The organism is Paenibacillus phoenicis (genome assembly GCF_034718895.1).
GTDB lineage: Bacteria > Bacillota > Bacilli > Paenibacillales > Paenibacillaceae > Fontibacillus > Fontibacillus phoenicis.
On sequence record NZ_JAYERP010000001.1, the window covers coordinates 1,495,359 to 1,518,981 of the forward strand.

General features: G+C 52.9%; 24 protein-coding genes. 9 read left to right on the top strand and 15 right to left on the bottom strand.

Going from position 1 to position 23,623, the window contains the following annotated elements; all coding sequences use genetic code 11:
* Positions 1-27: 27 nt before the first annotated feature.
* Together U9M73_RS07020 and U9M73_RS07025 are read left to right on the top strand one after the other, a co-directional pair.
* A complete protein-coding gene (locus tag U9M73_RS07020) occupies positions 28-354 on the top strand; it encodes a YnfA family protein (RefSeq protein WP_036645906.1) in 327 nt (108 codons plus the stop codon).
* 16 nt (positions 355-370) lie between these two features.
* Positions 371-1,294, top strand: coding sequence for a serine hydrolase domain-containing protein (locus U9M73_RS07025; RefSeq protein WP_323076632.1), 924 nt, complete (start codon positions 371-373; stop codon positions 1,292-1,294).
* A gap of 77 nt (positions 1,295-1,371) precedes the next feature.
* On the opposite strand, the gene U9M73_RS07030 is transcribed toward U9M73_RS07025, so the two are convergent.
* The 3 genes from U9M73_RS07030 to U9M73_RS07040 all read right to left on the bottom strand — a co-directional run bounded on the left by U9M73_RS07030 (position 1,372) and on the right by U9M73_RS07040 (position 4,047).
* Entirely contained in the window at positions 1,372-2,025 is a 654-nt protein-coding gene (locus tag U9M73_RS07030; protein ID WP_323076635.1) for a YfbR-like 5'-deoxynucleotidase, read from the bottom strand.
* A gap of 113 nt (positions 2,026-2,138) precedes the next feature.
* Positions 2,139-2,624, bottom strand: coding sequence for a Cys-tRNA(Pro) deacylase (gene ybaK / locus U9M73_RS07035; protein WP_009225988.1), 486 nt, complete (start codon positions 2,622-2,624; stop codon positions 2,139-2,141).
* 112 nt (positions 2,625-2,736) lie between these two features.
* A complete protein-coding gene (locus U9M73_RS07040) occupies positions 2,737-4,047 on the bottom strand; it encodes an MFS transporter (protein WP_323076639.1) in 1,311 nt (436 codons plus the stop codon).
* 152 nt (positions 4,048-4,199) lie between these two features.
* On the opposite strand from U9M73_RS07040, the gene U9M73_RS07045 reads away from it, so the two are divergent.
* Positions 4,200-5,315, top strand: coding sequence for a DNA alkylation repair protein (locus tag U9M73_RS07045; RefSeq protein WP_260070778.1), 1,116 nt, complete (start codon positions 4,200-4,202; stop codon positions 5,313-5,315).
* A gap of 92 nt (positions 5,316-5,407) precedes the next feature.
* On the opposite strand, the gene U9M73_RS07050 is transcribed toward U9M73_RS07045, so the two are convergent.
* Positions 5,408-6,121, bottom strand: a complete 714-nt coding sequence (locus tag U9M73_RS07050; RefSeq protein ID WP_260070777.1) for a FadR/GntR family transcriptional regulator — start codon at positions 6,119-6,121, stop codon at positions 5,408-5,410.
* A 163-nt stretch (positions 6,122-6,284) separates the two neighbouring features.
* Here U9M73_RS07050 and U9M73_RS07055 point away from each other — a divergent pair, with 163 nt between their 5' ends.
* Together U9M73_RS07055 and U9M73_RS07060 are read left to right on the top strand one after the other, a co-directional pair.
* Positions 6,285-7,697 carry an FAD-binding oxidoreductase gene (locus U9M73_RS07055; protein WP_009225984.1) on the top strand — a complete coding sequence of 471 codons (1,413 nt, stop codon included), beginning with the start codon at positions 6,285-6,287 and terminating at the stop codon, positions 7,695-7,697.
* Positions 7,694-9,058 (top strand): (Fe-S)-binding protein, encoded by a 1,365-nt coding sequence (locus U9M73_RS07060; protein ID WP_323076642.1) that lies wholly within the window; start codon positions 7,694-7,696, stop codon positions 9,056-9,058. The genes U9M73_RS07055 and U9M73_RS07060 overlap by 4 nt, the downstream gene beginning before the upstream one ends.
* Positions 9,059-9,138: 80 nt before the next feature.
* Here the strand turns inward: U9M73_RS07060 and U9M73_RS07065 are convergent, their stop codons facing one another.
* The 8 genes from U9M73_RS07065 to U9M73_RS07100 form a co-directional block, all read right to left on the bottom strand.
* Positions 9,139-10,062: a BadF/BadG/BcrA/BcrD ATPase family protein gene (locus U9M73_RS07065; RefSeq protein ID WP_323076643.1), complete on the bottom strand. Its 924-nt coding sequence runs from the start codon at positions 10,060-10,062 to the stop codon at positions 9,139-9,141.
* A 79-nt stretch (positions 10,063-10,141) separates the two neighbouring features.
* Positions 10,142-11,284 (bottom strand): exo-beta-N-acetylmuramidase NamZ family protein, encoded by a 1,143-nt coding sequence (locus U9M73_RS07070; protein WP_260070774.1) that lies wholly within the window; start codon positions 11,282-11,284, stop codon positions 10,142-10,144.
* A gap of 41 nt (positions 11,285-11,325) precedes the next feature.
* A complete protein-coding gene (locus tag U9M73_RS07075; protein ID WP_323076644.1) occupies positions 11,326-12,546 on the bottom strand; it encodes an anhydro-N-acetylmuramic acid kinase in 1,221 nt (406 codons plus the stop codon).
* Positions 12,547-12,562: 16 nt separating this feature from the next.
* Positions 12,563-13,423 (bottom strand): carbohydrate ABC transporter permease, encoded by an 861-nt coding sequence (locus tag U9M73_RS07080; RefSeq protein WP_260070772.1) that lies wholly within the window; start codon positions 13,421-13,423, stop codon positions 12,563-12,565.
* A gap of 20 nt (positions 13,424-13,443) precedes the next feature.
* On the bottom strand, positions 13,444-14,367 hold the full coding sequence (locus tag U9M73_RS07085) for a carbohydrate ABC transporter permease (protein WP_323076645.1): 924 nt from the start codon (positions 14,365-14,367) through the stop codon (positions 13,444-13,446).
* An 86-nt stretch (positions 14,368-14,453) separates the two neighbouring features.
* Positions 14,454-15,908: an ABC transporter substrate-binding protein gene (locus U9M73_RS07090; protein WP_260070770.1), complete on the bottom strand. Its 1,455-nt coding sequence runs from the start codon at positions 15,906-15,908 to the stop codon at positions 14,454-14,456.
* Between the two features lie 30 nt (positions 15,909-15,938).
* Entirely contained in the window at positions 15,939-16,853 is a 915-nt protein-coding gene (gene murQ / locus U9M73_RS07095; RefSeq protein WP_323076647.1) for an N-acetylmuramic acid 6-phosphate etherase, read from the bottom strand.
* Positions 16,854-17,053: 200 nt separating this feature from the next.
* Complete coding sequence (locus U9M73_RS07100; RefSeq protein WP_036645902.1) at positions 17,054-17,917, bottom strand: MurR/RpiR family transcriptional regulator; 864 nt, start codon at positions 17,915-17,917, stop codon at positions 17,054-17,056.
* Between the two features lie 377 nt (positions 17,918-18,294).
* On the opposite strand from U9M73_RS07100, the gene U9M73_RS07105 reads away from it, so the two are divergent.
* On the top strand, positions 18,295-18,726 hold the full coding sequence (locus tag U9M73_RS07105) for a VOC family protein (RefSeq protein ID WP_009225973.1): 432 nt from the start codon (positions 18,295-18,297) through the stop codon (positions 18,724-18,726).
* A gap of 93 nt (positions 18,727-18,819) precedes the next feature.
* Here U9M73_RS07105 and U9M73_RS07110 read toward each other — a convergent pair whose 3' ends face one another.
* From U9M73_RS07110 to U9M73_RS22165, 3 genes are all read right to left on the bottom strand, one after another.
* Positions 18,820-19,866 (bottom strand): HD-GYP domain-containing protein, encoded by a 1,047-nt coding sequence (locus U9M73_RS07110; protein ID WP_260070768.1) that lies wholly within the window; start codon positions 19,864-19,866, stop codon positions 18,820-18,822.
* A gap of 220 nt (positions 19,867-20,086) precedes the next feature.
* A complete protein-coding gene (locus U9M73_RS22160) occupies positions 20,087-20,269 on the bottom strand; it encodes a spore germination protein (RefSeq protein WP_397376606.1) in 183 nt (60 codons plus the stop codon).
* An 8-nt stretch (positions 20,270-20,277) separates the two neighbouring features.
* Entirely contained in the window at positions 20,278-20,373 is a 96-nt protein-coding gene (locus tag U9M73_RS22165) for a spore germination protein (RefSeq protein WP_407673973.1), read from the bottom strand.
* Between the two features lie 217 nt (positions 20,374-20,590).
* On the opposite strand from U9M73_RS22165, the gene U9M73_RS07120 reads away from it, so the two are divergent.
* From U9M73_RS07120 to U9M73_RS07130, 3 genes are read left to right on the top strand one after another with little or no spacing between them, the layout of a single operon-like run.
* Complete coding sequence (locus tag U9M73_RS07120) at positions 20,591-22,186, top strand: spore germination protein (protein WP_260070766.1); 1,596 nt, start codon at positions 20,591-20,593, stop codon at positions 22,184-22,186.
* Positions 22,183-23,376 (top strand): Ger(x)C family spore germination protein, encoded by a 1,194-nt coding sequence (locus U9M73_RS07125; protein ID WP_260070765.1) that lies wholly within the window; start codon positions 22,183-22,185, stop codon positions 23,374-23,376. The genes U9M73_RS07120 and U9M73_RS07125 overlap by 4 nt, the downstream gene beginning before the upstream one ends.
* A gap of 12 nt (positions 23,377-23,388) precedes the next feature.
* The gene (locus U9M73_RS07130) at positions 23,389-23,604 is read left to right on the top strand and encodes a hypothetical protein (protein ID WP_260070764.1); all 216 of its coding nucleotides are present in this window, start codon (positions 23,389-23,391) and stop codon (positions 23,602-23,604) included.
* The last annotated feature ends 19 nt before the right edge of the window (positions 23,605-23,623 follow it).

A 23,623-nucleotide genomic window follows, 5' to 3' on the forward strand; every position in this document is an offset into this window, starting at 1 on the left:
AATAACGTGAAAGGACGGGGCTGCATCATGCTCCTCGCAATCCTCTTGTTTGTTGTCGCCGGACTCGCCGAAATCGGCGGTGGCTATTTAGTTTGGCTGTGGTTGCGCGAATCCAAACCGCTATGGTACGGAATCGCTGGCAGCCTGATTTTGATCGTATATGGCATCATCCCAACACTGCAGAAGTTTCCAAACTTTGGCCGCGTTTATGCAGCGTATGGCGGCGTATTTATTGCGCTCGCTGTGTTATGGGGCTGGTGGGTGGACAAGAAAACCCCCGATCTCTACGATTGGCTTGGCGCCGCCATTTGTCTGATCGGCGTCTCCATTATTCTCTGGGCACCACGACATTAGAAAGGACATCCAGGTTATGAACTTATCTTCCATTTCGGCAGCCATCGCGCCGCTTGATTTAAGAAGCTGTTTAATCCACACCCAAGGCAGGCTGGTGCTTGAACATTACCGGAACGAACAAATTGTGGACGAGCTCGCCAAAATTAACTCCTGTACGAAGAGCTTTCTCTCCGCCCTGTTCTGCATCGCCTGGGACCGCGGTCTCCTGCCGCCTCCCGACACTCCGATTCGCTGCTTCTATCCGCAGCTGGAGGAAGATCCGGATGAGCGAAAACGTGAGATTACGTTGCGTCATCTGTTAACCATGACGGGCGGGTGGAATTGGACGGAGTTTGGCGGGCATAACTCTTTTCCGCGGATGACCCGTTCGCCTAATTGGGTTCAGTTTGCGCTGGATCAGCCGATGGCTGACCGCCCCGGTGACCGGATGGAGTACAACTCCGGCGCGTCGCAGCTGCTGTCGGCGATCCTGGTCCAAGCCTCCGGTATGCCAGTCGCCCAATTCGCCGAGGAGCATCTGTTCGGCCCGCTGGGCATCGAGACGTACCGATGGGGGCAGGATCCGCAGGGCATCCACACCGGCGGATTTGGCATGTGGCTTCGTCCAACGGACATGTTGAAATTTGGTTTGCTCTACTTGCAGGGCGGTGAATGGGAAGGCCAGCGGGTGATCCAGGCGGAACGTTTGGCGGAATCCGTAAAGCCTGCGATTGATGTCGAAGCTCCTTGGCGCGGCTGTTATGCTTGGCATTGGTGGACGGACGTCTATGGAGAGGACGGGCAGTCGAAATTTGATTTTTTCTATGCTCGCGGATATGGGGGGCAGTTCATTTATGTCATTCCACTCTTGGAGACGGTTGTTGTGCTGACTAACGATAAACGGAAGCGGGACCGACCTCCAACAGAACTGTTCCGTTTATGGATTGCACCTTATTTATAAGGAAAAAAGCGGTAATCCCGCAGTCATCTCAGATGACAGTGGGACAGCCCATTCCAGCGAATTGGAATGGGCTACTTTTAGGTGCGGGTTAAAACTCCACCCGCTTGCTCCAGTGCTTCCTCGGTAATCTGCTTAATATCAATGGGCGAGCTTGTCCCTTCGAGCACCATGTCCGTCAAAATTTCACGGAGGAAATAATCGACGCAATGGAGCCGAATATTTTTGATTTTGATCAACGCATCGCGGTACATCTTGACGAACTCTTTCTCCGTATTGCCCCGCTGCAGCTCGGCAAATGCTTCATAGACCTGATCCAGCTTGTCGGCAACTTCCAGGATCAGCCCTTCAACAGAACCGTCTTTTCCTTCGCGGAGCTGGTTGCGAAAGATCGGCTTAAACTCCACAGGAATATGTTCGTCGATGAAATTGTGCACCATGCCTTCTTCAACTTGCTGAATCAAGTTCCTGAGCTCGGCCGAGGCATGTTTGACCGGTGTTTTGATATCCCCGATAAAAATCTCACCATAATCATGGCTGCTCGTGATTTCGTACAGTTTTTTCCAATCTATAGCAACGCCGTGCTGTTCTTCAATATCAGCTAAAGTCTTGGCGTACTGCACAACCTTCCAGGAATGCGCCGCCACGCTATGTTCTTCGAACTTGAACCTTCCGGGACAGCGATAAATGCGTTCCAATTCGTTTAAGGAGCGAAAATAAGCATGGATTCCCATCGGATCAGCCATCCTTCTGTTTAGGTTTTACCTCTAGTATAGATGGCGATTGTTATCGGCATGTCAAATCCTGCGTTTCCCTTAGCGATCCTTGGGCTCGTTCATCCCCGTCTTTAATCCCCGCTTTCACGAATCAATGGCGCAAATTTCCCTTTGACTTGGGCCGCTAGCTGATGAGGCGTCAGTTCCATCTGCAACCCAATCCGTCCCGCCGATACAAGAATCGTTTCCAATCCTTCGGCCCGGCTGTCGATAAAGGTGGGGAACAGCTTCTTCATCCCAATCGGAGAGCAGCCGCCGCGGACATAGCCGGTATGTTGCTGCAAATCCTTCAGCGGCAGCATCTCAATCTTTTTGACCCCGGCGGCTTTGGCCGCCTTCTTCAGGTCCAGCTCCTCAGCAACCGGAATAATAAACACAAATAACGATGAACCTTGATGCGCCACCAGCGTTTTGTAGACTTGTTCGGCGGGTTTGCCGATCTTCTCCGCCACCGCTGTTCCATGAATTTGCCCGTCCTCGGCATCGTAAGCAAAGATTTGGTATGGCGTTTTGGACTTGTCCAGCATGCGCATGGCATTGGTTTTGACTTCGGCCATGGGTCTCCACTCCTCTAATCTTCCAGGGTTCTGTATAGAAATTATCGTAGCATTTTTGCAGGAAACAGGACAGGCCGGGGACGGTTTAATTTGTTTTTCCGACCAGTAAGCTTTAAGCCGTTGCCGGCGGCTTCGTTTCGGTAGGGAAGGGATCGTCTGCATTCCGCAAGGCATCCGCTTTCCCTCGGTTTAGATTCAGTTTCATCACGACGGCGATTCCTAAGCCAAAAAACAGCAGCAACGACAAGATCCCCATGCGCGAATTGCCGGTAATTTGTCCGATGAGCCCAAAAGCAAACGGTCCAAAGATGGAAGAAATCTTACTTGTAATATTGACGAAACCAAAAAATTCGCCCGTCCGGTTCGGCGGCATCAGCTCACTTAGAATCGAGCGGGAAATCGATTGGCTGCCTCCCTGCACGAGACCCACCATCACGGCGAGAATATAAAAATGCAACGCGCTGCTCATGCCAAAGCCCAAGAGAACGATAACGACGTAGGTCCACAGCGTAGCGATCAACACGCGTTTGGGGCCGAGACGCGTTGCCGCTTTTCCAAGCAGGATGGTACTGGGAAATCCCACAAATTGCGTGATCAACAGGGCCAAAATCAAATCGCTCGTGCCAATCCCCAAGGTCGTGCCATAGATCGTCGCCATCAGGATAATCGTATTGATCCCATCATTGTAAAACCAGAAGGCCGCGATCATCCGAAACAGCTGCGGATAACGGCGAATATCCTTAAACGTACCGCCAAGCCGCTTGGAGGCGGCCCGCAGGTATCCTCCAGCGGTAAGGCCGGATGCTTGTTTCGGGAGGTTGGGTACGTTTCGCATCAACGGCAGCGAGAAGACAAGCCACCAAAACCCCACGGTCAAGAAAGAAAGCTGGGTGCCCGCAAGCTCATCCTTCATCCCAAACCATTGCGGCTGTTGGATCATCAGCAGGTTTACCGCCAGCAATATCCCGCCGCCGATATATCCGGCTGCATATCCTTTTGCCGAAACGTCATCCCGGTATGGCGAGGGTACCAAGTCAGGCAGCAACGCATCATAAAAGGTGAGGCTCCCGGAGAAGCCGACGGTGGTCACCACAAGTAAAGCTGAAGCAAGCAGCCAATCCCCCGGTCCGACGAGCGCGAACCCAAGCGTCCCTGCGATGCCAAGCAGCGCAAACCAGGTCAGGAACGTCGTTTTGCGGCCCGATAAATCCGCGATGGATCCCAGCAAGGGAGAGATAATTGCCACCAGCGCCATGCCGATAGAATGCGTATAGGCCAAATAGGAAGCCGCAGTTGTTTCACTTAACCCTTGCGCAGCCACCCCGGCGTAAAAGATGGGCAGCACGGCAGCCAACACCGTCGTCGCATAAGCGGAATTGGCCCAATCATACAGAATCCAAGCACGGATTGCCGATTTATTCATTTGGGGCTTCCCCTTTCACTAACAAATGGTTAGATTATAATCAAATAACGTTAACTGCGTGTATCGTAATGGTTTGCGCTGAATTAAATCGTTATCGTAAAATAGACCCTTGAAACTTTCAACTTCAGTTTGGAATAGAACGGAGAATGGATATGGCTGATACGTTAAAATCGATTTATAGTGAGGAATTTCTGCGTGAATTCGGCAGCAAAGTGAAGGAGTCCTACGCTTCCTTCGATATGGAACGATTCGTGGCTGACGTGATGGACGAAACTTGGGACAACCTGGAGCTCAAGGCGCGGATGCGGCAGATCTCGTTAAAGCTGGGCGCTTTGCTGCCCGCAAGGTTTTCGGAAGCGCTTGACATCTTGTATGCCATTGATGAAACCTGCGTGGGGTTCCCCTACCTGTTCTTTCCCGATTTCGTTGAGGTGTATGGTAAGGCCGAATCGGACTGGGAGCTTGCAATGCAGGCGCTGGAGCGTTTTACATCGAAATCGTCCGCAGAGTTTGCCGTCCGTTCGTTTATTGAACGGGATCCCGAGCGGATGATGCGGCAGATGCTGGCATGGGCGAAGCATGACAATGAGCATGTACGCCGCTTGGCCAGCGAAGGCTGCAGGCCGCGCCTGCCGTGGGGACAAGCTTTGCCGATGTTCAAACGCGATCCGGCGCCGGTCCTGCCGATCCTGGAGCAACTGAAGGCCGATCCGAGCTTGTATGTCCGCAAGAGTGTGGCCAACAACCTGAACGACATCGCCAAGGACCACCCGGACTTGGTCCTGGAGATCGCCCGGCGCTGGAAAGGATCCCACCCGCACACCGACTGGATCATTCGCCATGGCTGCCGGACGCTGATCCGCCGCGGCGGTCCCGAGGTGCTGGAGCTGTTTGGTTACGCCACTGGCGAGGACAGCAAGCCTCTGGCAACCGATGCGTCGCTCGTCATCGAGCCAAACGCGCTGCGCATCGGCGATAGCAGCGAGCTCCGTTACGAGCTGACGATCCGTTCAGGTCAACCGGCCAAGGTGCGCATTGAATACGGCATCGATTTCGTCAAAGCCGGAGGTCGCACGTCGAGGAAGCTATTTTTGCTCTCGGACAGAACAGTTGCCGGCGGTTCACGCCTCAGCGGCTCCCGGCGGCATAGCTGGGCCGACTTGTCCACCCGCCGCCATTACCCCGGCGAGCACCGCATCGTGCTGCTGGTCAACGGCGTGGAAACGGCGGCAACCCATCTAATGCTGCAAGCTGGTGACGAAGCATAAGAAGTAATCTGGTTGAGCTTGTAATACTTATACGTCTTGAAATCTAAAGAAAGACCTGATCGTAATGATTCAGGTCTTTTCTGTGCTTGTATCTATTCAATGGATTCCGGGGCACCAGGCTTGTCCGAAGCTCCCATTAGCGCATGTCCTACCTTGGTCAAATGGGTCCGCATAAGGTCGGCCGCCGCACGCGGATTCTGTTCTCGGATCGCCTCCAGCATTTGGCGGTGCTCCTGGAACAGGCGGTGCGCCGATTCCTGCTCGCTGAACAGCCACAAGCTCCGGCTGTCGCGGATGGTACGCATCATCATGGCCGAGATACTTTCCATCATTTGACGGAGCAACGGGTTTTGCGTCGCCTTGGCAATTGCCAAATGAAAATTGACGTCATGCACCTGGCTAATTTCCTCGTTCCCGATCGCTTCCTCCATCAGACCAACGATCTCTGAGAGCTCAGCCAAATCAGCTTCACTCCGATGGAGTGCCGCCAGCTCGATGCTCCCGACCTCCAGAATGCTGCGCACCTCCAGCAGCTGCTGCAAGTCCTCGCGGTTCTTGATTTGCTGGGCCGCCATCGATTCCAACGCCTGCGCCCGGACGTAGGTTCCGCCTCCCTGCCTCGTCTCCAGCAGGCCCCGGGCTTTCAAATGGCTGATCGCTTCGCGGACTGTGGAACGGCCAACGCGATAGCGTTTGGCCATATTTTCGATCGTCTCCAGCTTCTCGCCCGGCTTCACCTTCCCGGTTTCAATGATCCGCTCCAGTTCCTCGGTGATGATTTCGTAATTTTTTTTGCCTAAATCCATGACTTCTCCCTCTTCCGACCGCAGCCTTCCTAAAAACAAACATCATTCTTAAATTACAGTCTATACAATTTACCAGCGATATGGTAGATTTATTTCAAATTTAAAATTCATCTGATGACCTGACTAATTATAAGTTTATACCAGAAAGCGGGAGGAATGAGAATTGATTAGTCCCGAAGTGAAAGCGCAGCTTCAAGCCCTCGTCGGCGACAAATGGGTGTTGGACCGTCCTGCCGAGCTGTATGCCTATTCCTACGATGCCACGCCGATGTACCAAGCCTTGCCTGACGCGGTCGTGTTTCCCGCCTCGGCTCAAGAGGTTTCCGGCATTTTGCAGTTGGCCGATACGCACCAGATTCCGATTATCACCCGGGGATCCGGCACCAATCTGGCTGGCAGCACCATTCCAACCCAAAGCGGGATCGTGCTCAACATGAACCGGATGAACCAAATCCACGAAATTGATACGGAAAATTTGACGGCGACGGTTGGCCCCGGAGTTGTAACCGCCAACCTGCATCAAGCCGTAGAAGCAATGGGCCTGTTCTATCCGCCAGACCCCGGGAGCATGCGGATTTCCACGATTGGCGGAAATATCGCCCAAGGGGCCGGCGGGATGCGCGGACTCAAGTATGGTGTAACGAAGGATTATGTCATGGGACTTGAATACGTGCTGCCTTCGGGCGAGATCCTGCGCTGCGGCGGGAAGAACGTCAAGGACGTCGCCGGCTATGATATGACACGATTACTCGTTGGTTCCGAAGGAACGCTTGCCGTCATCACGGAGGTTACGCTCAAGCTGCTCCCCTTGCCGGAAACAAAGCGAACGCTGGTCGCTTATTACCGGAATCTGGTGGATGCGGCCAAAACCGTCGAAGCCATCATCGCCTCTAAAATTATCCCGGCCACCGTGGAGTTCATGGATCAAGGAACGATGAAGGTCGTGGACGATTTCGCGGGCCTCGGTCTCCCCTTGGAAATGAAGTCGATGCTGCTGATTGAACAAGACGGCCCGGCCGAGGTCGTTGACCGCGATATCGAGCGAATCGCTAGGATCGCCAAAGAACATGGCGCTGCCGGAGTAGAGGTGGCAAGCTCCCCGGAGGAAGGCGCGAAGCTGCTGGCCGCGCGGCGTGCGGCGTTGTCCGCCCTCTCTCGGCTCAAGCCAACCACGATTTTGGAGGACGCCACCGTTCCTCGCTCCCGTCTGGCGGAAATGGTGGAGGAAGTCGAACGGATCGCCGAGAAGTATGGATTGCAAATCTGTACGTTTGGTCATGCCGGCGACGGAAACCTTCATCCGACCTGTATGACGGACGAACGGAACCGGGAGGAAATCGAACGCGTTGAGAAGGCGTTTGAGGAGATTTTTCACGCGGCGATTCGCTTGGGAGGGACGATTACCGGCGAGCATGGCGTTGGCTTGGCCAAGAAGGACTTCTTGCACCTGAAGACCGGCGAAGCCAGCCTGGAACTGATGCAGCGCATCAAAGCCGCCTTTGATCCGAATGGAATCCTGAATCCCGGCAAAATATTTACCGTTTCTAATCGGCGAAGATTGGTGGTGCAGCGATGAGCGGAGAAAAACATATGGTACGCAAGGAGTTCACCTCCCCTGTCTGCGGCGGAACTGCGACACTCCCTTTGCCCCATTCGGACGGTAACCGCCTACAACCCTTTAATCTCGATGAAATTATGAACTGCATGCACTGCGGTTTCTGTCTACCTACCTGCCCGACCTATCAGCAAACGGGTCTGGAAACGTACAGTCCCCGCGGACGGATCGCTTTAATGAAGGGCGTGGCTACTGGTCAGCTCCCTGTAAATGAGGAATTCGAGCAGCATATGAACGCCTGCTTGGGCTGTCGGGCTTGTGAAACGGCCTGTCCGGCCGGCGTGCCTTACGGAAGTTTGCTGGAAACGGCTCGCCAGGTCGTACAGGAAACGAAACAAGAGACAGTGAAGCCCTCAGCTTTGCGCAGCTTGATTTTCCAACGAATTTTCCCGTATCCGAAACGCGTTCGTCGTCTGGGGAATATCCTGTGGGGCGTTCAAGCGCTGGGTCTGCAAGCCTTTGCCAATCGGACCGGCCTGATCCGGGTACTGCCTAAGGCGCTGCGCGAAATGCAAAAGGCGGTCGAAACGGTTGCTTCCCCGCGCGAGCGCCGTAAGCGGGAACAACGAATGAAAGCTGAAGGGGAAACCAAGCTGACAGTCGGATTGTTCACCGGCTGCGTGATGGACGTGATGTTCTTCGAGACAAATCAGGCAACGGCGCGGCTGTTAACGAAAGCCGGCTGCGACGTCGTGTTTGTCGAAGCGCAAAACTGCTGCGGGGCCATGCATGCTCATTCCGGCGAGATGGCCGGCGCCAAGGAGTTAGCCAAACGGAATATCGAGGCGTTTGAGCAGGCCGGCGTTGACTTCATCGTCAACAATGCCGGAGGCTGCGGGGCGGCGTTAAAGGAATACAGGCACTGGTTCAAAGGCGATCCGGTTTGGGAGGAACGGGCCAAGCGGTTTGCTGCCCGCAACCGCGACGCGAACGAGCTGCTGGCCGAGCTCCCTCCTCTCCAGTTCAGCAAGCCGCTGAATTGCAAAGTCACGTATCAAGATTCGTGCCATCTCGCCCACGGTCAAGGTGTGCGCAACCAGCCCCGAGAGCTGCTGCGCCGCATCCCGGGACTGGAGCTCGTTGAAATGCGCCAGCCGGATAGCTGCTGCGGCTCGGCTGGTACGTATAACCTTACTCAAATTGAGATGTCGATGCAGATCTTGGACGACAAGATGGAACAAGTCCAGGATACGAAAGCCCACCTCATCGTCACCTCCAACCCGGGCTGTCTGCTGCAAATGAAGCAAGGAATTCACCGAGCCGGCTTGAATGGGCAGATGGAAGCCGTGCATATTATGGATCTATTAGACCGGGCCCTGTAGGTTCTGCTGATCAGACCACAAATAAAAGGCGTTCCCTTGATGTAACCTTAAGGGAAACGCCTTTTGTGCGCCCGGGCGGCTTAGCCCCGCCCGGGTGCAAGCGCGCGCAGCGCCAGCATGACCGCGCCGTAGGCTGCGTCATGCTTGGGCAGCGTGCAGGTGAGCCTAGGGAAGCGCTCGTTCAGCGCTTCCCTGACGCCCGCCTGCACGTGCGCGCTGCGGAGCAGCACGCTCCCGGCCAGCGCCAGCTCGCCCTCCTCCAGGGCGAGCCGGCTGGCCACGGGAGCGGCCATCTCCGCCAAAGCGATCGCGCTGCGCCGCGCGATCGCCAGCGCCGTGCTGTCGCCAAGCTCGCAGGCTGGCGACAGCAGCGGGGCCAGTGCGGCAATGTCCTTCTTGTTCGTGTCCTTGCTGTACACGAATCCGATAAGCTGCCGCACCGAATCGATCTCCAGCTGCGCATAGACCAGCTCCGTGATCGCCGTGGGGCCGCTTCGTCCGTCCGCCGCCCGGACGACCGCGCTCAGCAGCTCGCGGCCAATGGAATAGCCGCTGCCTTCGTCATCGATCAGGTGGCCGCAGCCCCCAGTTCGATGCGTTTCCCCGCGAGCGTTCCGCCCGAAGCAGATCGACCCGGTGCCGGCGATCAGGATCAGGCCGTGCGAGCGGTCTAATGCGCCGCACAAGGCGGTTTCGTGATCGCCAACCAGGTCGAGCCCGCCGCGGTAACTGCCGGATCGGATCAGCGACGTCAGCCGCTCCGCAGCAACAGGGTTGCTAATCCCCGCCGCTCCGAGGCACATCTGCACGCAATGTTCTAGCCCTCCGCAAACCTCCGCTACGATCCGCAGCAGATGATCTAGCGTTTGTTCCACCGATCCGGCATCCTGACCGTTGAGATTAAGCGGACCGACGGCGAACGAGCGAACAACATTCCCCGTCTCATCCGCCACCGTCGCTTTCGTTTTGGTACCGCCGCCGTCGATGCCAACGACATATCTCACCCTAATATCGCCTCCCTTGTCTGCTGCTAATCAATCCGATGAACAACGTCTAAACCTCCGATTTAGCCGCCGATCCCCCTCAGGCATAGAGATGATATTGCTGCTTCATCTCGGCAAACGCCTTGCTTTCTTCCCGAAATTGCTCCAGCATCTCCGGAAGCGGCAAGGTCCCTTCGCGAAGGAGCTTGTCACCGCTCAGCATATCGATGAACGACAAGCGGTTCTCCTTCATCGGCGGCAGGAAAGCAAACGCCTCATAGTTTCGACGAATCGTATCCAGTAGGATATATCCGGTCTCGACCGCTTGCAGCGCCCGAGGATCGGTCACATATAACTGGACGCCGCCGCAGAGCTCATCCTCGTGTTTGGACGTCGTTGGCTTAAAATACACCGGTCGGAACAACACGCCCGGCAAACGCTTCGCATTCATTTCCACCGCCAGTTTCTCCGGTTCAATATAAGGCGCGCCAATCATTTCAAACGGGAAGGTCGTGCCGCGCCCTTCCGATAGATTTGTCCCTTCAAACAAGCAGGTGCCCCCATACAATAAGGCGGTCTCGAACCGAGGTATATTCAGCGACGGGTGTACCCAGATCCGGCCGGTTTCCGGATAGAGCATGCTCCGGTTCCACCCCCGGCATGGGATCACATGCAGTTCGGCGTTCCAGCCCATTTGCTCGTTGACCATGCGGGCCACTTCCCCGGCAGTTAAGCCGTACCGCACGCAAAGCGGGTAGTTGCCGACAAAAGACTCAAACCCCGGCTTGAGCACATTGCCTTCCACCGTGACGCCATCCAGCGGATTTACCCGATCCAGCACAATAAAAGATTTGCCCGCTGCAGCACAATCCTCCAGCGCGTAAAGCAAGGTATAAATGTAAGTATAGTACCGTATGCCCACATCCTGAATATCATAGACGACCGCATCAACTTCCTCTAGCATCTCTGGTGTCAGCCGCTTGGAATCCTTCCGGTAAAGGCTATGTACCGGCACCCCCGTGATCGGATCGATATAGCTGTCTACCAGAGCACCGGCTGCCTGATCGCCGCGAACGCCATGCTCGGGCGAGAACAATGCCGTCAAATGAAACTCGTCATGCAGCACCTGAATCGTAGACACAAAGTCCGAGGTGAGGCCGGTCGGCGCTGTGATCAACCCAAGCCGATGGCCTTGCAGCAGCTTGGCATATTCCGAAAGCCGATCAATCCCGTTTTCAACCATGATGATGCCATCCTCTCTCATGAATTGACGTTGGCCAACTGTCATTCCCGCTCCGGAGGCGAATAACTGATCTTCCCCATCACCACAGGATGAGCCGCCCCGGTTACCCGCGGGAGATTGTTTGGCACCCCGTCCAGCGTGCAGCCGGCTAATAACGCAAACGCCACCGCCTCTTTGGCGTCGCTGTGAAACCCCAGATCCTCTTGAGTCATCACGGCAACCCCCATCGCATTCATCTCGTCCTGCAGCTTGCTCATCAGCACGGGATTATAGCTCCCGCCTCCCCCAACGATCAACACATCGGCCGCATGCTGGGCCCGGACAAACCGGCGATACCCTTCGCCGATCGTCCACGCCGTAAGCCGGGTGACGGTAGCCACCAAATCCTCTGCCGAAAGGCCATACCGAGCCTGATCCTCCAGCAGGCGATCCATGTAGGAAGCACTAAAAAGCTCTCGACCGGTTGACTTCGGAATCGGCTGCTGGTAATAGGGCTCGCGCTTTAATTCTTCAAGCAATCCAGCATGCACTTGGCCGCGCCGGGCCAGACTTCCGCCGACATCCATCGTTGCCGCTCCTTTCGTAAGCCGCGTCACCACCCCGTCGATCAACACGTTCCCGGGCCCCGTATCAAACGCATACACCTCATCGGGCCGGCAGTTTTGGGGTAGAACGGTCATATTGCCGATCCCCCCGATATTTTGCAGCAGCAGCGTCCGCTTCTCCTCCCGGTACAGCAAATATTCCGTATACGGCACAAGCGGAGCCCCTTGACCTCCCACCGCCATATCAGCGACGCGAAAATCGGAGACGCAAGGGATTCCCGTCCGGGCCGCGATCACAGCCCCTTCCCCGATTTGTACGGTATACCGTAAATCAAGGCCGTCCTCGCTACCCGCGTCCGGCGCATGATAAATGGTTTGGCCGTGGGAGCCGATCCAGGCGATATCGCCGGGGGTTAATCCCGCTTTCCGAATCACGGCCAGCGCTGCTTGGGCGAACAGCTCGCCTAGCCAAACGTTCAGACGGCTCACCCGGTCGATCGTCGCTTGCCGGGGATCAAACATCGCAAAGATCTCTGCTCGGACCTGATCCGGATAAGACGTGTTCTCATACGCCACCAGCTGGACTTCCGGTTTTTCGCTCCCATCAAGCTCACCGCGAATGGCCACCACGGCGGCATCGATGCCGTCGACCGAAGTTCCCGACATTAAACCAACCGCATAGCGGTAAACCGCAGAGGTTCCGTTTGGACGTTCCATCTCCTCACCTCCATGTTCAACCCTTCACCGCTCCAACGGTGACGCCTTCCAGGAAATATTTTTGCAAGCTAAAGAACAAAACGAACATGGGCAAGGCCGAGATCGTTGCCCCCGCCATCATGGGAGCAAAATACGTGGTGTTCGCGAATCGGAAGTTTTTGAGCCCCACCTGAATCGTTTGCATGTCCATCGTGTTTGTCACAAGAAATGGCCAGAAGAACGTGTTCCAGCTATCCATAAAGGTTAAAATGGCCATGACCGCCATCACAGTTTTGGAGAGGGGGAGAACGATCTTGGTGAACATTTGAAGCTGGTTGCAACCTTCCACCTTCGCGCATTCCAAAATTTCCGTCGGAATGGAGGTCATAAACTGCTTGGCTAGGAAGATGTTGAATACCGTGACCAGTCCCGGCATAATCAACGCACTATACGTATTTTCAATTTGAAACACGTTAACGATCAAAATGTAAAGCGGCACTTGAGTCACTTGATACGGAATCATCATCGCGCAGAGCATAATCGAAAACAGCACCGATCTGCCGCGGAAACGGATTTTGGAGAAGGCGTAACCAGCCAAGGTCGCAAAGAGGACATTAGACACCATTACGCTGGTTGCCACAATCAGCGAATTTAACAGCCAGCGGTAGGAATACTCGCTATAGTCGAAGAAAAACTTGTAGGAATCCAGCGATATTTTGCCCGGCCACAACGAATAGCTTAAGGCCCCCGCTTCCACGGGATCGCCGAAGGAGGAAATAATCATGAAGTAGATCGGAAACAGCGTCGCCAGCGCAAAAAGCAGAAGAACGATCATGAGCCCTGCGTTGCGGATTCGCCTAACGTATGGATGGCCGGTATGGGTGCTGTATAGTGCCATGGTTCATCCTCCCTCCCGCGCTAATATTCGATGTCGCTGCCCATAAATTTGAACTGGAGCAGCGAAATGCCGGCAATAATCACCGTCAGAATCAAGGATTGTGCCGCCGCCTCTCCGAATTCAAAATACTTGAAGGCATTGTTGAAGATCAGCAACCCCACCATCGTTGTCGCGTTGTCTGGACCGCCTCCGGTCATCAGATAGGCGTTCTGGAACACTTGGAAGGAGCCGATCACGCCGGTGACCAACAGGAACAGCGTTGTTGGCTTAAGGCACGGGATCACGATGTGCCAGAGCTTCTGGAGGAACGAAGCCCCATCTAGCTCCGCCGCTTCGTAGTAACTATTATCAATGCCAAGCAGCGCCGCCAAATAGATGATAATGCTCGTGCCGTGACTGGACAGCCATGCCATCAACACCAGCGAGAACATCGCCGTCGAGCTGGTGCCCAGCCAGTTCTGGTTCGTGATGCCAAACAGGCCCAGCAGCTGGTTTAAGATCCCGCTCGTCATCGGATCAAAGATCCATAGCCAGACGACCGACAAGGCCACACCGGAAGCCACCGCCGGCAAATAATAGATCGCTTTAAATGTCGTTTGCATTCCTTTACGCAGCGGATGGATCATAATCGCGATGACAAAAGACAGGAACAAAGATACCGGAACCGTCAGAAGCGTATAAACGATCGTGTTCTTGATCGATTTCCAAAATAAGGTATCGGAGAAGGTGTTCACATAATTCTCCCCCCCGACAAACTGGGAACCCAGCGGTTTGTATTCCTGAAAACTAATGATCAAAGCACTGACAACGGGATAGGCCGTAAATACTGCATAGACGACCAGCGCCACGGCGATAAAAGCATAAGCCCAGCTAGTGTCTCCCTTGATCCGCAGCATTTTCTTCTTTGTTGGGCCTGCCGTCCGCATTTTTGCCAACTGGGCCATCGTGTCCAAACTCCTTTTCGCTAGTGTAAAAAAAACGGTTCGGATAGCCGCGGTCCATCACGCACGGCTATCCGATCCTTCATTTGCTAGTCGATCACAACGCCGTCTTCCCCAAACATCTTAATCGCTTCTTTTTTGACGGCTTCATACATTTCCTCCGGCGTAATCTCGTCAGCTAACAAAGCTTGCAGCTTCGGAATGATCACTTCATCCTCCAGCTTGATCGCCTGTGCACCAAGCTCTACCGGGATGTCCGGACGTGCCGGGTTGGCATGCGATAACAGGGTTTCGACCGCGGCCACGTTATCCGGGTTACGGTTCACCGTCAGGTCCTTCGCTGCTTCTCTGCCGCTCTTCGTAATGTGAGCCGCAAACAAGTCATTGTTCGTCAACGCTGCTACTTTGCCGCTGGCCAGGAAGTAAGCCGCCTTCACGACGTTAGCCTTATGCTCGGCCGTGGGCTCCTTCTTGCCGCGGAAGGTGACATAACCGTCCACGACCGTGCTGGAGATCGGTTCTTGGCCCAGGAATGTTGGTACAGGAAGCACGATGTATTCAACCGGAATGCTGCCAGCTACCGCACTGCCGTCATTCGCCTTCAGCTTCTCGTTGTTTTGGTTCGCCGAGTTCTCGAAGGTGGCCAACCCTTTCCCGGTAATCATCGTTTGACCGGTCAGGAACATGTTCCAGCGTTTGCCGGCATCGACGGAGCTCAGCTCCTTCGGCATCGAGCCGTCATCGATCATCTGCCGGACCGCCTTCAGCACTTCCAAGTAATTTTTGCTGGTGTAAGCAAATTTCAGGTCCTTGGTGAACGCGGCTGGCATTCCGGCATTTTTGATAAGGATGTTCAGATAATCCTTGGCCGTCACCCCGGCTGTTGCGAACACGAAGCCGTACCGTTTGATCGTATCGCCTTCCTTCACGACGCCTTTTTTGATCGCTTCGCGGAACTCTTCGTACGTCCAACCGTTTTGCTGCACGCTTTTCCAATCGATTCCCGCTTCTTCAAGGAACTGCTTATTGCCGCCAAGGGCGTGAACCTCCATGTAGGCCGGGAACCCGTACAATCCATCCGCTTTCTTCATGTATTCGAGCGGCGTCGGATCAAAATCCGCGACCATTTCCGGGGTCACTGTATCGGTGATGTCCATCAACATCCCTTGCTGCACGTATTTGGAGATCCCATCCGATCCGATAAAGGCAATGTCTGGGGGACTGCCGGCGTTAACCTGCGTATCCAGCTTCTGCGTCATGTCCTCCCAGCTGGCCGGTTCAATCTTTAAGGTTAAATTGGGATAAAGGGCGTTGAAGTCCTTCTCGATTTCCTCAAAACGACTTTGGAAGTTGCCAGAAACCGGCGGGAGTAACGCGGTGATCGTGTCTTTGGCCTCGGCAGGCGCTTCAGCGGCGCCATTCGTGTTGTTGGGAGCGGCGGAATTGCCGCCGTTCGCGGCTTTGTTCCCCGACCCGCATGCCGTCAATAAGCTGATCGACATGGTTAATGCCAATACGGATGCCAATACATGCATTTTTCTCATAGCAAAAAATCCTCCCCCTGGATTATCGTGCTAAACCACTTTGTTTTGTGTGCGAATAGCCAGCTTGAGATTTCCGTCACACTCGCTTAATACGCGCTCGGCCTCCTTGGCCTTCATCCCCGTCTTAATCATCAGGATCGCAAGCTTGCAGTTCAGCGATGCCTCTTCCAGCACTTTCGCAGCGGTTGCGCTGTCGACGCCGGTGGCGATTTTGAGGATGCGGATGGAACGGTCATACAACTTCTTGTTGCTAGCCTTCAAGTCCACCATCAGGTTATTGTACGTTTTCCCCAGCTTCACCATCGTGCAGGTCGTGAGCATGTTAAGCACCAGCTTCTGCGCCGTTCCCGCCTTCAGACGGGTTGAACCCATAATCGCTTCCGGCCCTACGACAGGTGAGATACAAATATCGCAGACGGCCTCCAGCTTGGATGCCTTGTTGTTGACGATGCCAATGGTCGTCGCCCCCAGCTCGGCAGCTTTCTTCAGGCTGGCGATGACGAAGCTGGCGCTGCCGCTGGCAGAAATACCGATCACAGCATCCTTGTTCGTCACCCCAAGCCGTTCGATTAATGCGATCCCCTCCTCTTCGTTATCCTCATAACCTTCGACAGCTGCTCTTAAAGCGATGTCTCCACCAGCGATATGCCCTTGCACCAGCTCAGGATCAACGCCGAAGGTTGGTGGACATTCCGAAGCATCCAGCACCCCCAATCTACCAGAAGTTCCTGCCCCGATATAAAACATTCTCCCCCCCTGCATCAGCAGTTGGTGCAGAAGATCCACCGCCTTGGTGATCTGCGGAATTTCCGCAGCAACGGAGGCGGGCACCGTGGCATCCTCCCGATTCAGCAGACGCAGCATTTCTTCGGTCGAGCATTCATCAATCCTTAGCGTGTTCTGGTTGATAGCCTCCGTCGTCAGACCTGCATAATATTCTTCCATGGCGTCTTCATTCTCCTCACTGATGATCTGGTTTGATCCACCCTTTACTTGAGTCTTAGTTTACGGTGGTAAACTTTACCCCGTCAATAGTTTTTGAAATAAAATTTTACTATGTAATATATTTTTGATTTTTTACTCCTTTTTTCAACAAAAAAAGACATTGGATCGTCAGGATCCCATGTCTCGTGGAGTTGATACTCTTATCTTTTGTGTTTCGCGGCTAAAATACTGTGCGTTTTGGTCAAATACTTCTTCACATTTTGATATTCCGCACTGGCCACCCCAGCAAACAGCATATCAATGATCGTTAGCATCGCAATCCGGGAACCCATCGCCCCGCTACGCATGGTGATCTCGGGTGTGGAAATGCCAAGCAGGATATCCGCCTTATCTGCAAGCTCACTTTTGTTGTATTTGGTAATGGCGACGGTCGTAGCGTTGTTCTTCTTGGCAATCTCCAGTGTCTCTATGATTTCCAAGGTATTTCCGGAGTTAGAGACGAAGATGGCAACGTCACCTTTGCCAAGCAATGTCGCCGCGGTCAACTGACTGTGCCCATCGGTGTACGAATGACACATTTTATTAATTCGTGAAAATTTCTGTTCCCCGTCCTGACACACCAATCCGGAGGCGCCGATCCCAAAGAACACAATGCGGTTGGAGGCACGCAGCGCTTTAACGGCACGGGCAACCTCACCGCGATCCAGCACGCTTAACGTATCCTCAATGGACTTCATATTGTTGCGCGAAATGTTGGCGATAATCGTATCCAGGTCGTCGCCCGGTTGGATATCCGTGTACTGGTCCTTCCGCTCGTCGTCCATCGAGCCAAGCGCCGCTGAAATACTGACGATAAAGCTACGGTAACCGCTGTATCCCATCGTTTTGCAGAACCGAAGCACAGAAGCATCGCTTGTTTTGCTCAGCTTGGCCAAGCTTTTGATCGACAGGTGGGGAATGTCTTCCGTATTAGCGAGAATATATTCCGCTACCATGCGCTCGACCGGCGTCAGATTCTCCTTCATATCGCGAATTTTGATCAAAATATTATCATGAATTGCCATCTTCATACCTACTTCACTATTTGGATATGTTTACTAGACTTGCAATCCTATCTTAAGCGCAAAGCTGACAAAAAACAAGCAAACCATGTGAAATTTTTTGGAAATTCATTCATTAAGTTTTGGAATTTTATTTTAAAGTATAAACATCTTTATGATATTAATTTACGAATTATATTATCGCAATGTAAACAAAAAGTCTCTATCTTACTGAATATATCCCTTATCTCTCATCAAATGTTCTTTCTAAAATAGTGTAAATAAATTGGAGTTAATATCTCCCAGTAATGGATTTTGTCTGATTCGAGTTCGCGGATTCTGGGTATGATGTAAGGGAGTCAAATGTGAATAAGCGAGCGATTTTAAGGGAGGAGATTGATATGCCGATTGACGCATATTTGTATTTCGACGGCAACTGCCGTGAAGCGGTTGAGTTTTACGCCCAGGCGTTTGGCGTGGAGCGGCCGCAAATCATGACCTACGGCGAAGCGCACTCCGCAGAGCCGGATTATACGCTTCCTGAAGAGGCGAAGGATCGGGTCATGCACGCCAACTTGAAGATAAGCGGCAGCAACCTGATGTTCTCCGATGTGTTCCCGGGTTCCCCTTATACCGTTGGAACCAATATCAGTTTGGCGCTGATCAGCACCAATCGGGAGGAAATCACTACCGCGTTTGAGCGCCTCAAAGAAGGCGGCTCGGTTAAAATGGAGCTGCAAGAAACGTTCTGGAGCCCTTGTTACGGCAACCTAAAGGACAAATACGGCATCGAATGGCAGCTCAGTTATGACGACGGGAGAAACAGCAAGTAAACCTGCCATTTCTATCCCAAGTAGTACGAACAAAAAAACAACCCCTTCTCTTTTGATTGAGAAGCGGGTTGTTTCCTCTGGATTGATGAAATTTTAGACAAACACATGTACTAATTCAATATTTCGTTCTCTCGACAAATCCCGGAACTGCCATTCGTCGATTTGCACCAACGGTTTGAAAATATCGGTAGGGTTGTTCCATACGATCGTCGCCGTTTCGCCGTTGCTTAGTTTCACTTTCTTCCCGATGAAATTCGGCAGGAGATTGGCAGTCAACGCTTGAACCGCCTTCTCATTCAGCTTGCCGAATCCGAGATTATAAATGTTTCGCAGCACGGTCAAGATATCCTGCCGCGAACCTGATGCGTCTGGAGACGTCATCGCTATGTATTCATTGGCTACCGCAACAATTTCGGCATAAGGATGGATTTTCTCTTTGCGTAAGCTGGCCGGAAAACCGGAGCCGTCCTCCCGTTCATGATGCTGAAGTGCGACGAGGGCCGTCACTTCTTCCCCTGTCGATCGGCGGATGATTTCATAACCGTAGGAAGTATGACGATTCATTTCCTCCCGTTCTTCCCCAGTTAATTCATGCTCGCGGTTGCGAAGCGATTGGCGTACCTGGCTCTTCCCGATATCGTGCAGATAACCCGCTTTGCTGATTTCATAACATTCATTAGGCGGGTGTCCAAGCCAGGTGGCAATATAATAGGACAACAGACCTACCTGCAACGAGTGGTTATAAATATTAACATCCTCTTCAGTGAAGGCGATCAGGAGTGACACGACATCCTTATTTCGATCCAGGACCTCAAGCATGGGCACTAAATGCTGCTCAACCATGGATTGATTAAACTTCCCTGTCGTCAGCGCCTCTAAAAATAACGTCTGATACCCCTTCACCGTAAAATAAAAGTTATCGCGCAAACGCTGGATGAAGCTTGAATTCTTACCAGAGTTCAGGGCAACTTCCCCTTCGCGCAATTCGATATCGACGTAATCGATACTTTGCCGAATCAGCAGGGCAATTTCCTCCGCATGAATGCTTGTCCCCTTCGGAAGAATGTGCAAACCGGCTCGATTAAACACATCGGTTCTCAGACGGTCCCCTTCCTGAAGCTCCATGACGTGAGTTCTCATATGACCCCCCCTTCTTAATCTGCGCGTACATCGCCTAAAATCTACCTTATACTTATAAATATCGCGCAAACACACTCCGCCCTGAATAGTCCTAAAGGCGTGTTTTGATGGGGTGGCTGCTGCTGCCTTGTTCACTGAAATCCAGGCCAAAAGACCTTAGCTCGTCACTTCCGCTTCCATGGCGGATCTCCATACCCACCTCAGCTATTGTCCTCCTTTCTCATTTGGTTTCCACCGTTGAGCCTCGAACTTTGGTGCGGGCCTTAAATTGGGGCCGCTTCGTGAGCATCGGTAAGGGGGCTCGAATGACCATATCCCGCCAGTCGCGATAAAAGCTGGGGGACAACGGCGTTAAATAAGGAACCCCGGAGCTGTTCAGTCTCGATAGGTGAATGCAGATCATGATGAGGGTCAGGATGATCCCGTAGAAAAGGCCAGCTTGGAAGGAATCATCCCCTGGTGAAAGGACACCAGGGCGATATATAGCGACGGAAATGTTAACGAAATAAAAACCGCCGTATAACATTATTCTTGGCATGAGAACCCTTCTCCAATCAACTGATCCTTTCGATGATGTCGTTACCCTTTATTACCAACTTGCTTCAAAAATAATCTCGTTGCGATTGACTTTGGTTTTTACTCCGGTTCTGCTAAGAATTAGAATATTTCTCCTGTAAACGGCGCATCTTAACTGGGAATAGTCGGCTAGGAAGGAGGACGTTCCATGCCCATCATCAGAAAGCTGCAGCGCCGAAAGCACTCCATCGGGGGAAAGTCTGGCAAAACTCCGACACTTCCCCCAAGCCGTGCGGATTCGCCCGCTCCCGCTGCCGATCAAAGCTTACAAGCTCGGTTAGATTGGTTGAAGCAGGTGCTAAAGGACACCTCAGACATCATCTATCGGGAATTTACAATCAGCTCAGGGCAACCGTGCGCCTTAATCTATGTGCGCGGGATGATTGCGCAGGAGACGGTCCAGCAATTTATCGTTCGCAGCTTGCAGCGAGAATCCGCGCAGCTGCAAGAGAAAGATATTTATCAGTTCCTGTTCGAAGACAAGGCACTAAGCGTATCTCAAGCTACGGTCATCGATGACTTGAATCAAGCGGTTCAAGCCATCCTGAATGCCGGAGCTTTGCTAATGATCGACGGGGATATGCGGATGTTGACATTCTCCATTTCGGCTTACCCGACGCGCAGCATCGATGAAGCCCCCAATGAATCCGTCATCCGCGGGTCGAGAGAAGCCTTTATCGAGGATTTGGAGAAGAACCTGACCATGATTCGCCGCCGGATCAAGAGTCCGCATCTCAAAACGCCAACGGTCAATAAAGGCCGGGAAACACGAACCGGTATCGTGCTGGCTTATGTGGAGGACGTATGTAAACCGGAACTCGTGAAGGAAGTGCAGCGTCGACTTTCTTACCTCGACATGGACGGAATTCTGGGCTCCGCCTACGTGGAAGAAATCATCGAGGATAACCCTTATTCGCCTTTTCCGCAACTGCAGTACACGGAACGCCCTGACGTCGTCACCGCAGCGCTGTTGGAGGGGAGAATTGCCATCATCGTAGATGGTTCACCGATCGTGTTGCTCGCTCCGGTGACATTGCCGATGCTGCTGCAATCGGCAGAGGATTATTACCAGCGTTATATCGCGGCGAACTGGATTCGCTGGATTCGTTATTTTTTCGTATTTGCTTCTTTAACCTTGCCGTCGATTTATATCGCAGTGACCACGTTTCATCCGGAAATGATCCCTTCACAGCTGCTGATTACGATCGCCGCTTCGCGGGAAATCGTTCCCTTTCCGGCGCTATGGGAAGCATTTGCGATGGAACTGGCGTTTGAAGCTCTCCGCGAAGCTTCTATTCGGATTCCAAAATCGATCGGGCAAGCCGTATCCATTATCGGCGCCTTAATCATTGGCACCGCCGCCGTCCAGGCGGGTATTGTCTCGGCGGCCATGGTGATCATCGTATCATTAACGGGGATTGCTTCGTTTATCATCCCCCATTTCGATTTAGGTTTGGCGTTTCGATTGCTGCGTTTTCCGATCATGATCTTAGCTTCCATGTTCGGATTGTACGGTTTGACCTGCGGGTTAATTCTGATTTACATCCATATGGTCAATTTGAGGTCCTTTGGGATTCCCTATATGTCCCCGATTGCCCCGCTGATGGGCAAGGATTTGGGCGACACGTTCCTTCGGGCTCCCTGGTGGAAAATGCGTAAGCGCCCGTTGCAGCTCTCGAACAACGAAATCCGGCAAAACTCAAATCCACGGGGTTGGGCAAAGGAGAAAGGTGAATTGGAGTGACGAGAATCCATCGCGCTATCGTAACTGCAATTTTGGTTTTCTTGCTCTTCATCGGCGTTGGCGGATGCTGGTCTGTCCAGGAGCTAAACAACCGGGCGTTTGTGAACACGGTGCTGATCGATCGAACAGAGGACGGGCAGACGGAGCTGACCTTAGGAATTCCGCTCCCCAACCGGATGATTCCGGGGGAATCCGGCGGGACAGGACAACCCCAAGGGGATCCGTTTAGCTTTGTGACCAGGCGAGCAGAAAATCTAAGCCAGGCCTTAAATTTAATTCAAATCGACGTGCCCCGGAATATTACCTTTGGTCAAACCCGCATCGTCGTGATTGGCCGAAGACAGGCGGAGTATGGCTTGGACCAGGTTGTCGAATTCGTCTTCCGCCAGCCTTCCTTCCGACTGAGTGCTAGCTTGTTTATAACACCCGGCGATGTTAAAGAGATAACGAAAGCACCGATGGTGTTTGAACGTATTCTCAGTGACATCCTGCGAAAATACGTCAACAATCACTATGTACTAGACACCACAATCAAGGATTACAAGCTGGCATTATATGAAGGAGGGGATATTCTAATCCCGCTGATGTATTTCGGGGAACTCCCAGGAGTGGCGCAAGAGGATCCGAAGAAGAACCGTTGGATGGGTTCCGGAGGTGCAGCGATCTTCAGCAACGGTAAAATGGCAAAGACCGTGCTCACCCCTCTCGAGCATCAAACCGCGCTGTGGATCAGCTCCCAGCTTAAAAATACGACGCTCACGATCTCCTCTCCCACCGATGGGAAGGAGATGAGCTTTTACATCGAGGAAATAAAGACGGACATTAAACCGAAAGTACAGGGAGATCAGGTCTCGTTCCGGCTCGTTAGCAGTGCCAAAGCTTATGTGGAATCCTCGCTCTCTCACATCGATTTGAAGGATCCGCAAGTTATTCAACAATTGGAAGAAATCCTGAGTAAAGACGTGGAAGAGCAGTTCATCCGCGTTCTGAACAAGACCCGTCAAGCCCGTTCCGACGCTTTCCTCATGAGACAATATCTGGATTGGAAATATCCAAAAGTTTGGCATACGATGCAGGATCAATGGAAAAATTATTACGCCAACGAACTCCCGATTGAGGTTGACGTTAATATCCGTGTAAACCGTACGGGCGGCGTTTATCGTTCGGTGGTTCACGAAACCAATAGATAGCGAGGGATCGACGTGGTCTATATTGGTATCCTGTATGTACTCATTATGACGGTAGACTGGATGATGCAGAAAAAAGAGGGCGTCCAGCTGAAAACCCGAATGACCGTACTGCTCGTCTCCATCTGTTTCTTCATCACCTCAGAAGTCACATTTAAACTGAAGGAACAATGGAATGTGATCATCATGTTCCAATATTTATGCCATACATTGCTGGGCAGATCGTATTGACACGGGACTTTAGGAGGCG

Coding starts and splice junctions, on each gene's coding strand:
- U9M73_RS07020 (WP_036645906.1), top strand. CDS start 28: ATGCTCCTCGCAATCCTCTTGTTTGTTGTCGCCGGACTCGCCGAAATC.
- U9M73_RS07025 (WP_323076632.1), top strand. CDS start 371: ATGAACTTATCTTCCATTTCGGCAGCCATCGCGCCGCTTGATTTAAGA.
- U9M73_RS07030 (WP_323076635.1), bottom strand. CDS start 2,025: ATGGGAATCCATGCTTATTTTCGCTCCTTAAACGAATTGGAACGCATT.
- ybaK (WP_009225988.1), bottom strand. CDS start 2,624: ATGGCCGAAGTCAAAACCAATGCCATGCGCATGCTGGACAAGTCCAAA.
- U9M73_RS07040 (WP_323076639.1), bottom strand. CDS start 4,047: ATGAATAAATCGGCAATCCGTGCTTGGATTCTGTATGATTGGGCCAAT.
- U9M73_RS07045 (WP_260070778.1), top strand. CDS start 4,200: ATGGCTGATACGTTAAAATCGATTTATAGTGAGGAATTTCTGCGTGAA.
- U9M73_RS07050 (WP_260070777.1), bottom strand. CDS start 6,121: ATGGATTTAGGCAAAAAAAATTACGAAATCATCACCGAGGAACTGGAG.
- U9M73_RS07060 (WP_323076642.1), top strand. CDS start 7,694: ATGAGCGGAGAAAAACATATGGTACGCAAGGAGTTCACCTCCCCTGTC.
- U9M73_RS07070 (WP_260070774.1), bottom strand. CDS start 11,284: ATGGTTGAAAACGGGATTGATCGGCTTTCGGAATATGCCAAGCTGCTG.
- U9M73_RS07075 (WP_323076644.1), bottom strand. CDS start 12,546: ATGGAACGTCCAAACGGAACCTCTGCGGTTTACCGCTATGCGGTTGGT.
- U9M73_RS07080 (WP_260070772.1), bottom strand. CDS start 13,423: ATGGCACTATACAGCACCCATACCGGCCATCCATACGTTAGGCGAATC.
- U9M73_RS07085 (WP_323076645.1), bottom strand. CDS start 14,367: ATGGCCCAGTTGGCAAAAATGCGGACGGCAGGCCCAACAAAGAAGAAA.
- U9M73_RS07090 (WP_260070770.1), bottom strand. CDS start 15,908: ATGAGAAAAATGCATGTATTGGCATCCGTATTGGCATTAACCATGTCG.
- murQ (WP_323076647.1), bottom strand. CDS start 16,853: ATGGAAGAATATTATGCAGGTCTGACGACGGAGGCTATCAACCAGAAC.
- U9M73_RS07100 (WP_036645902.1), bottom strand. CDS start 17,917: ATGGCAATTCATGATAATATTTTGATCAAAATTCGCGATATGAAGGAG.
- U9M73_RS07105 (WP_009225973.1), top strand. CDS start 18,295: ATGCCGATTGACGCATATTTGTATTTCGACGGCAACTGCCGTGAAGCG.
- U9M73_RS07110 (WP_260070768.1), bottom strand. CDS start 19,866: ATGAGAACTCACGTCATGGAGCTTCAGGAAGGGGACCGTCTGAGAACC.
- U9M73_RS22160 (WP_397376606.1), bottom strand. CDS start 20,269: ATGATCTGCATTCACCTATCGAGACTGAACAGCTCCGGGGTTCCTTAT.
- U9M73_RS07120 (WP_260070766.1), top strand. CDS start 20,591: ATGCCCATCATCAGAAAGCTGCAGCGCCGAAAGCACTCCATCGGGGGA.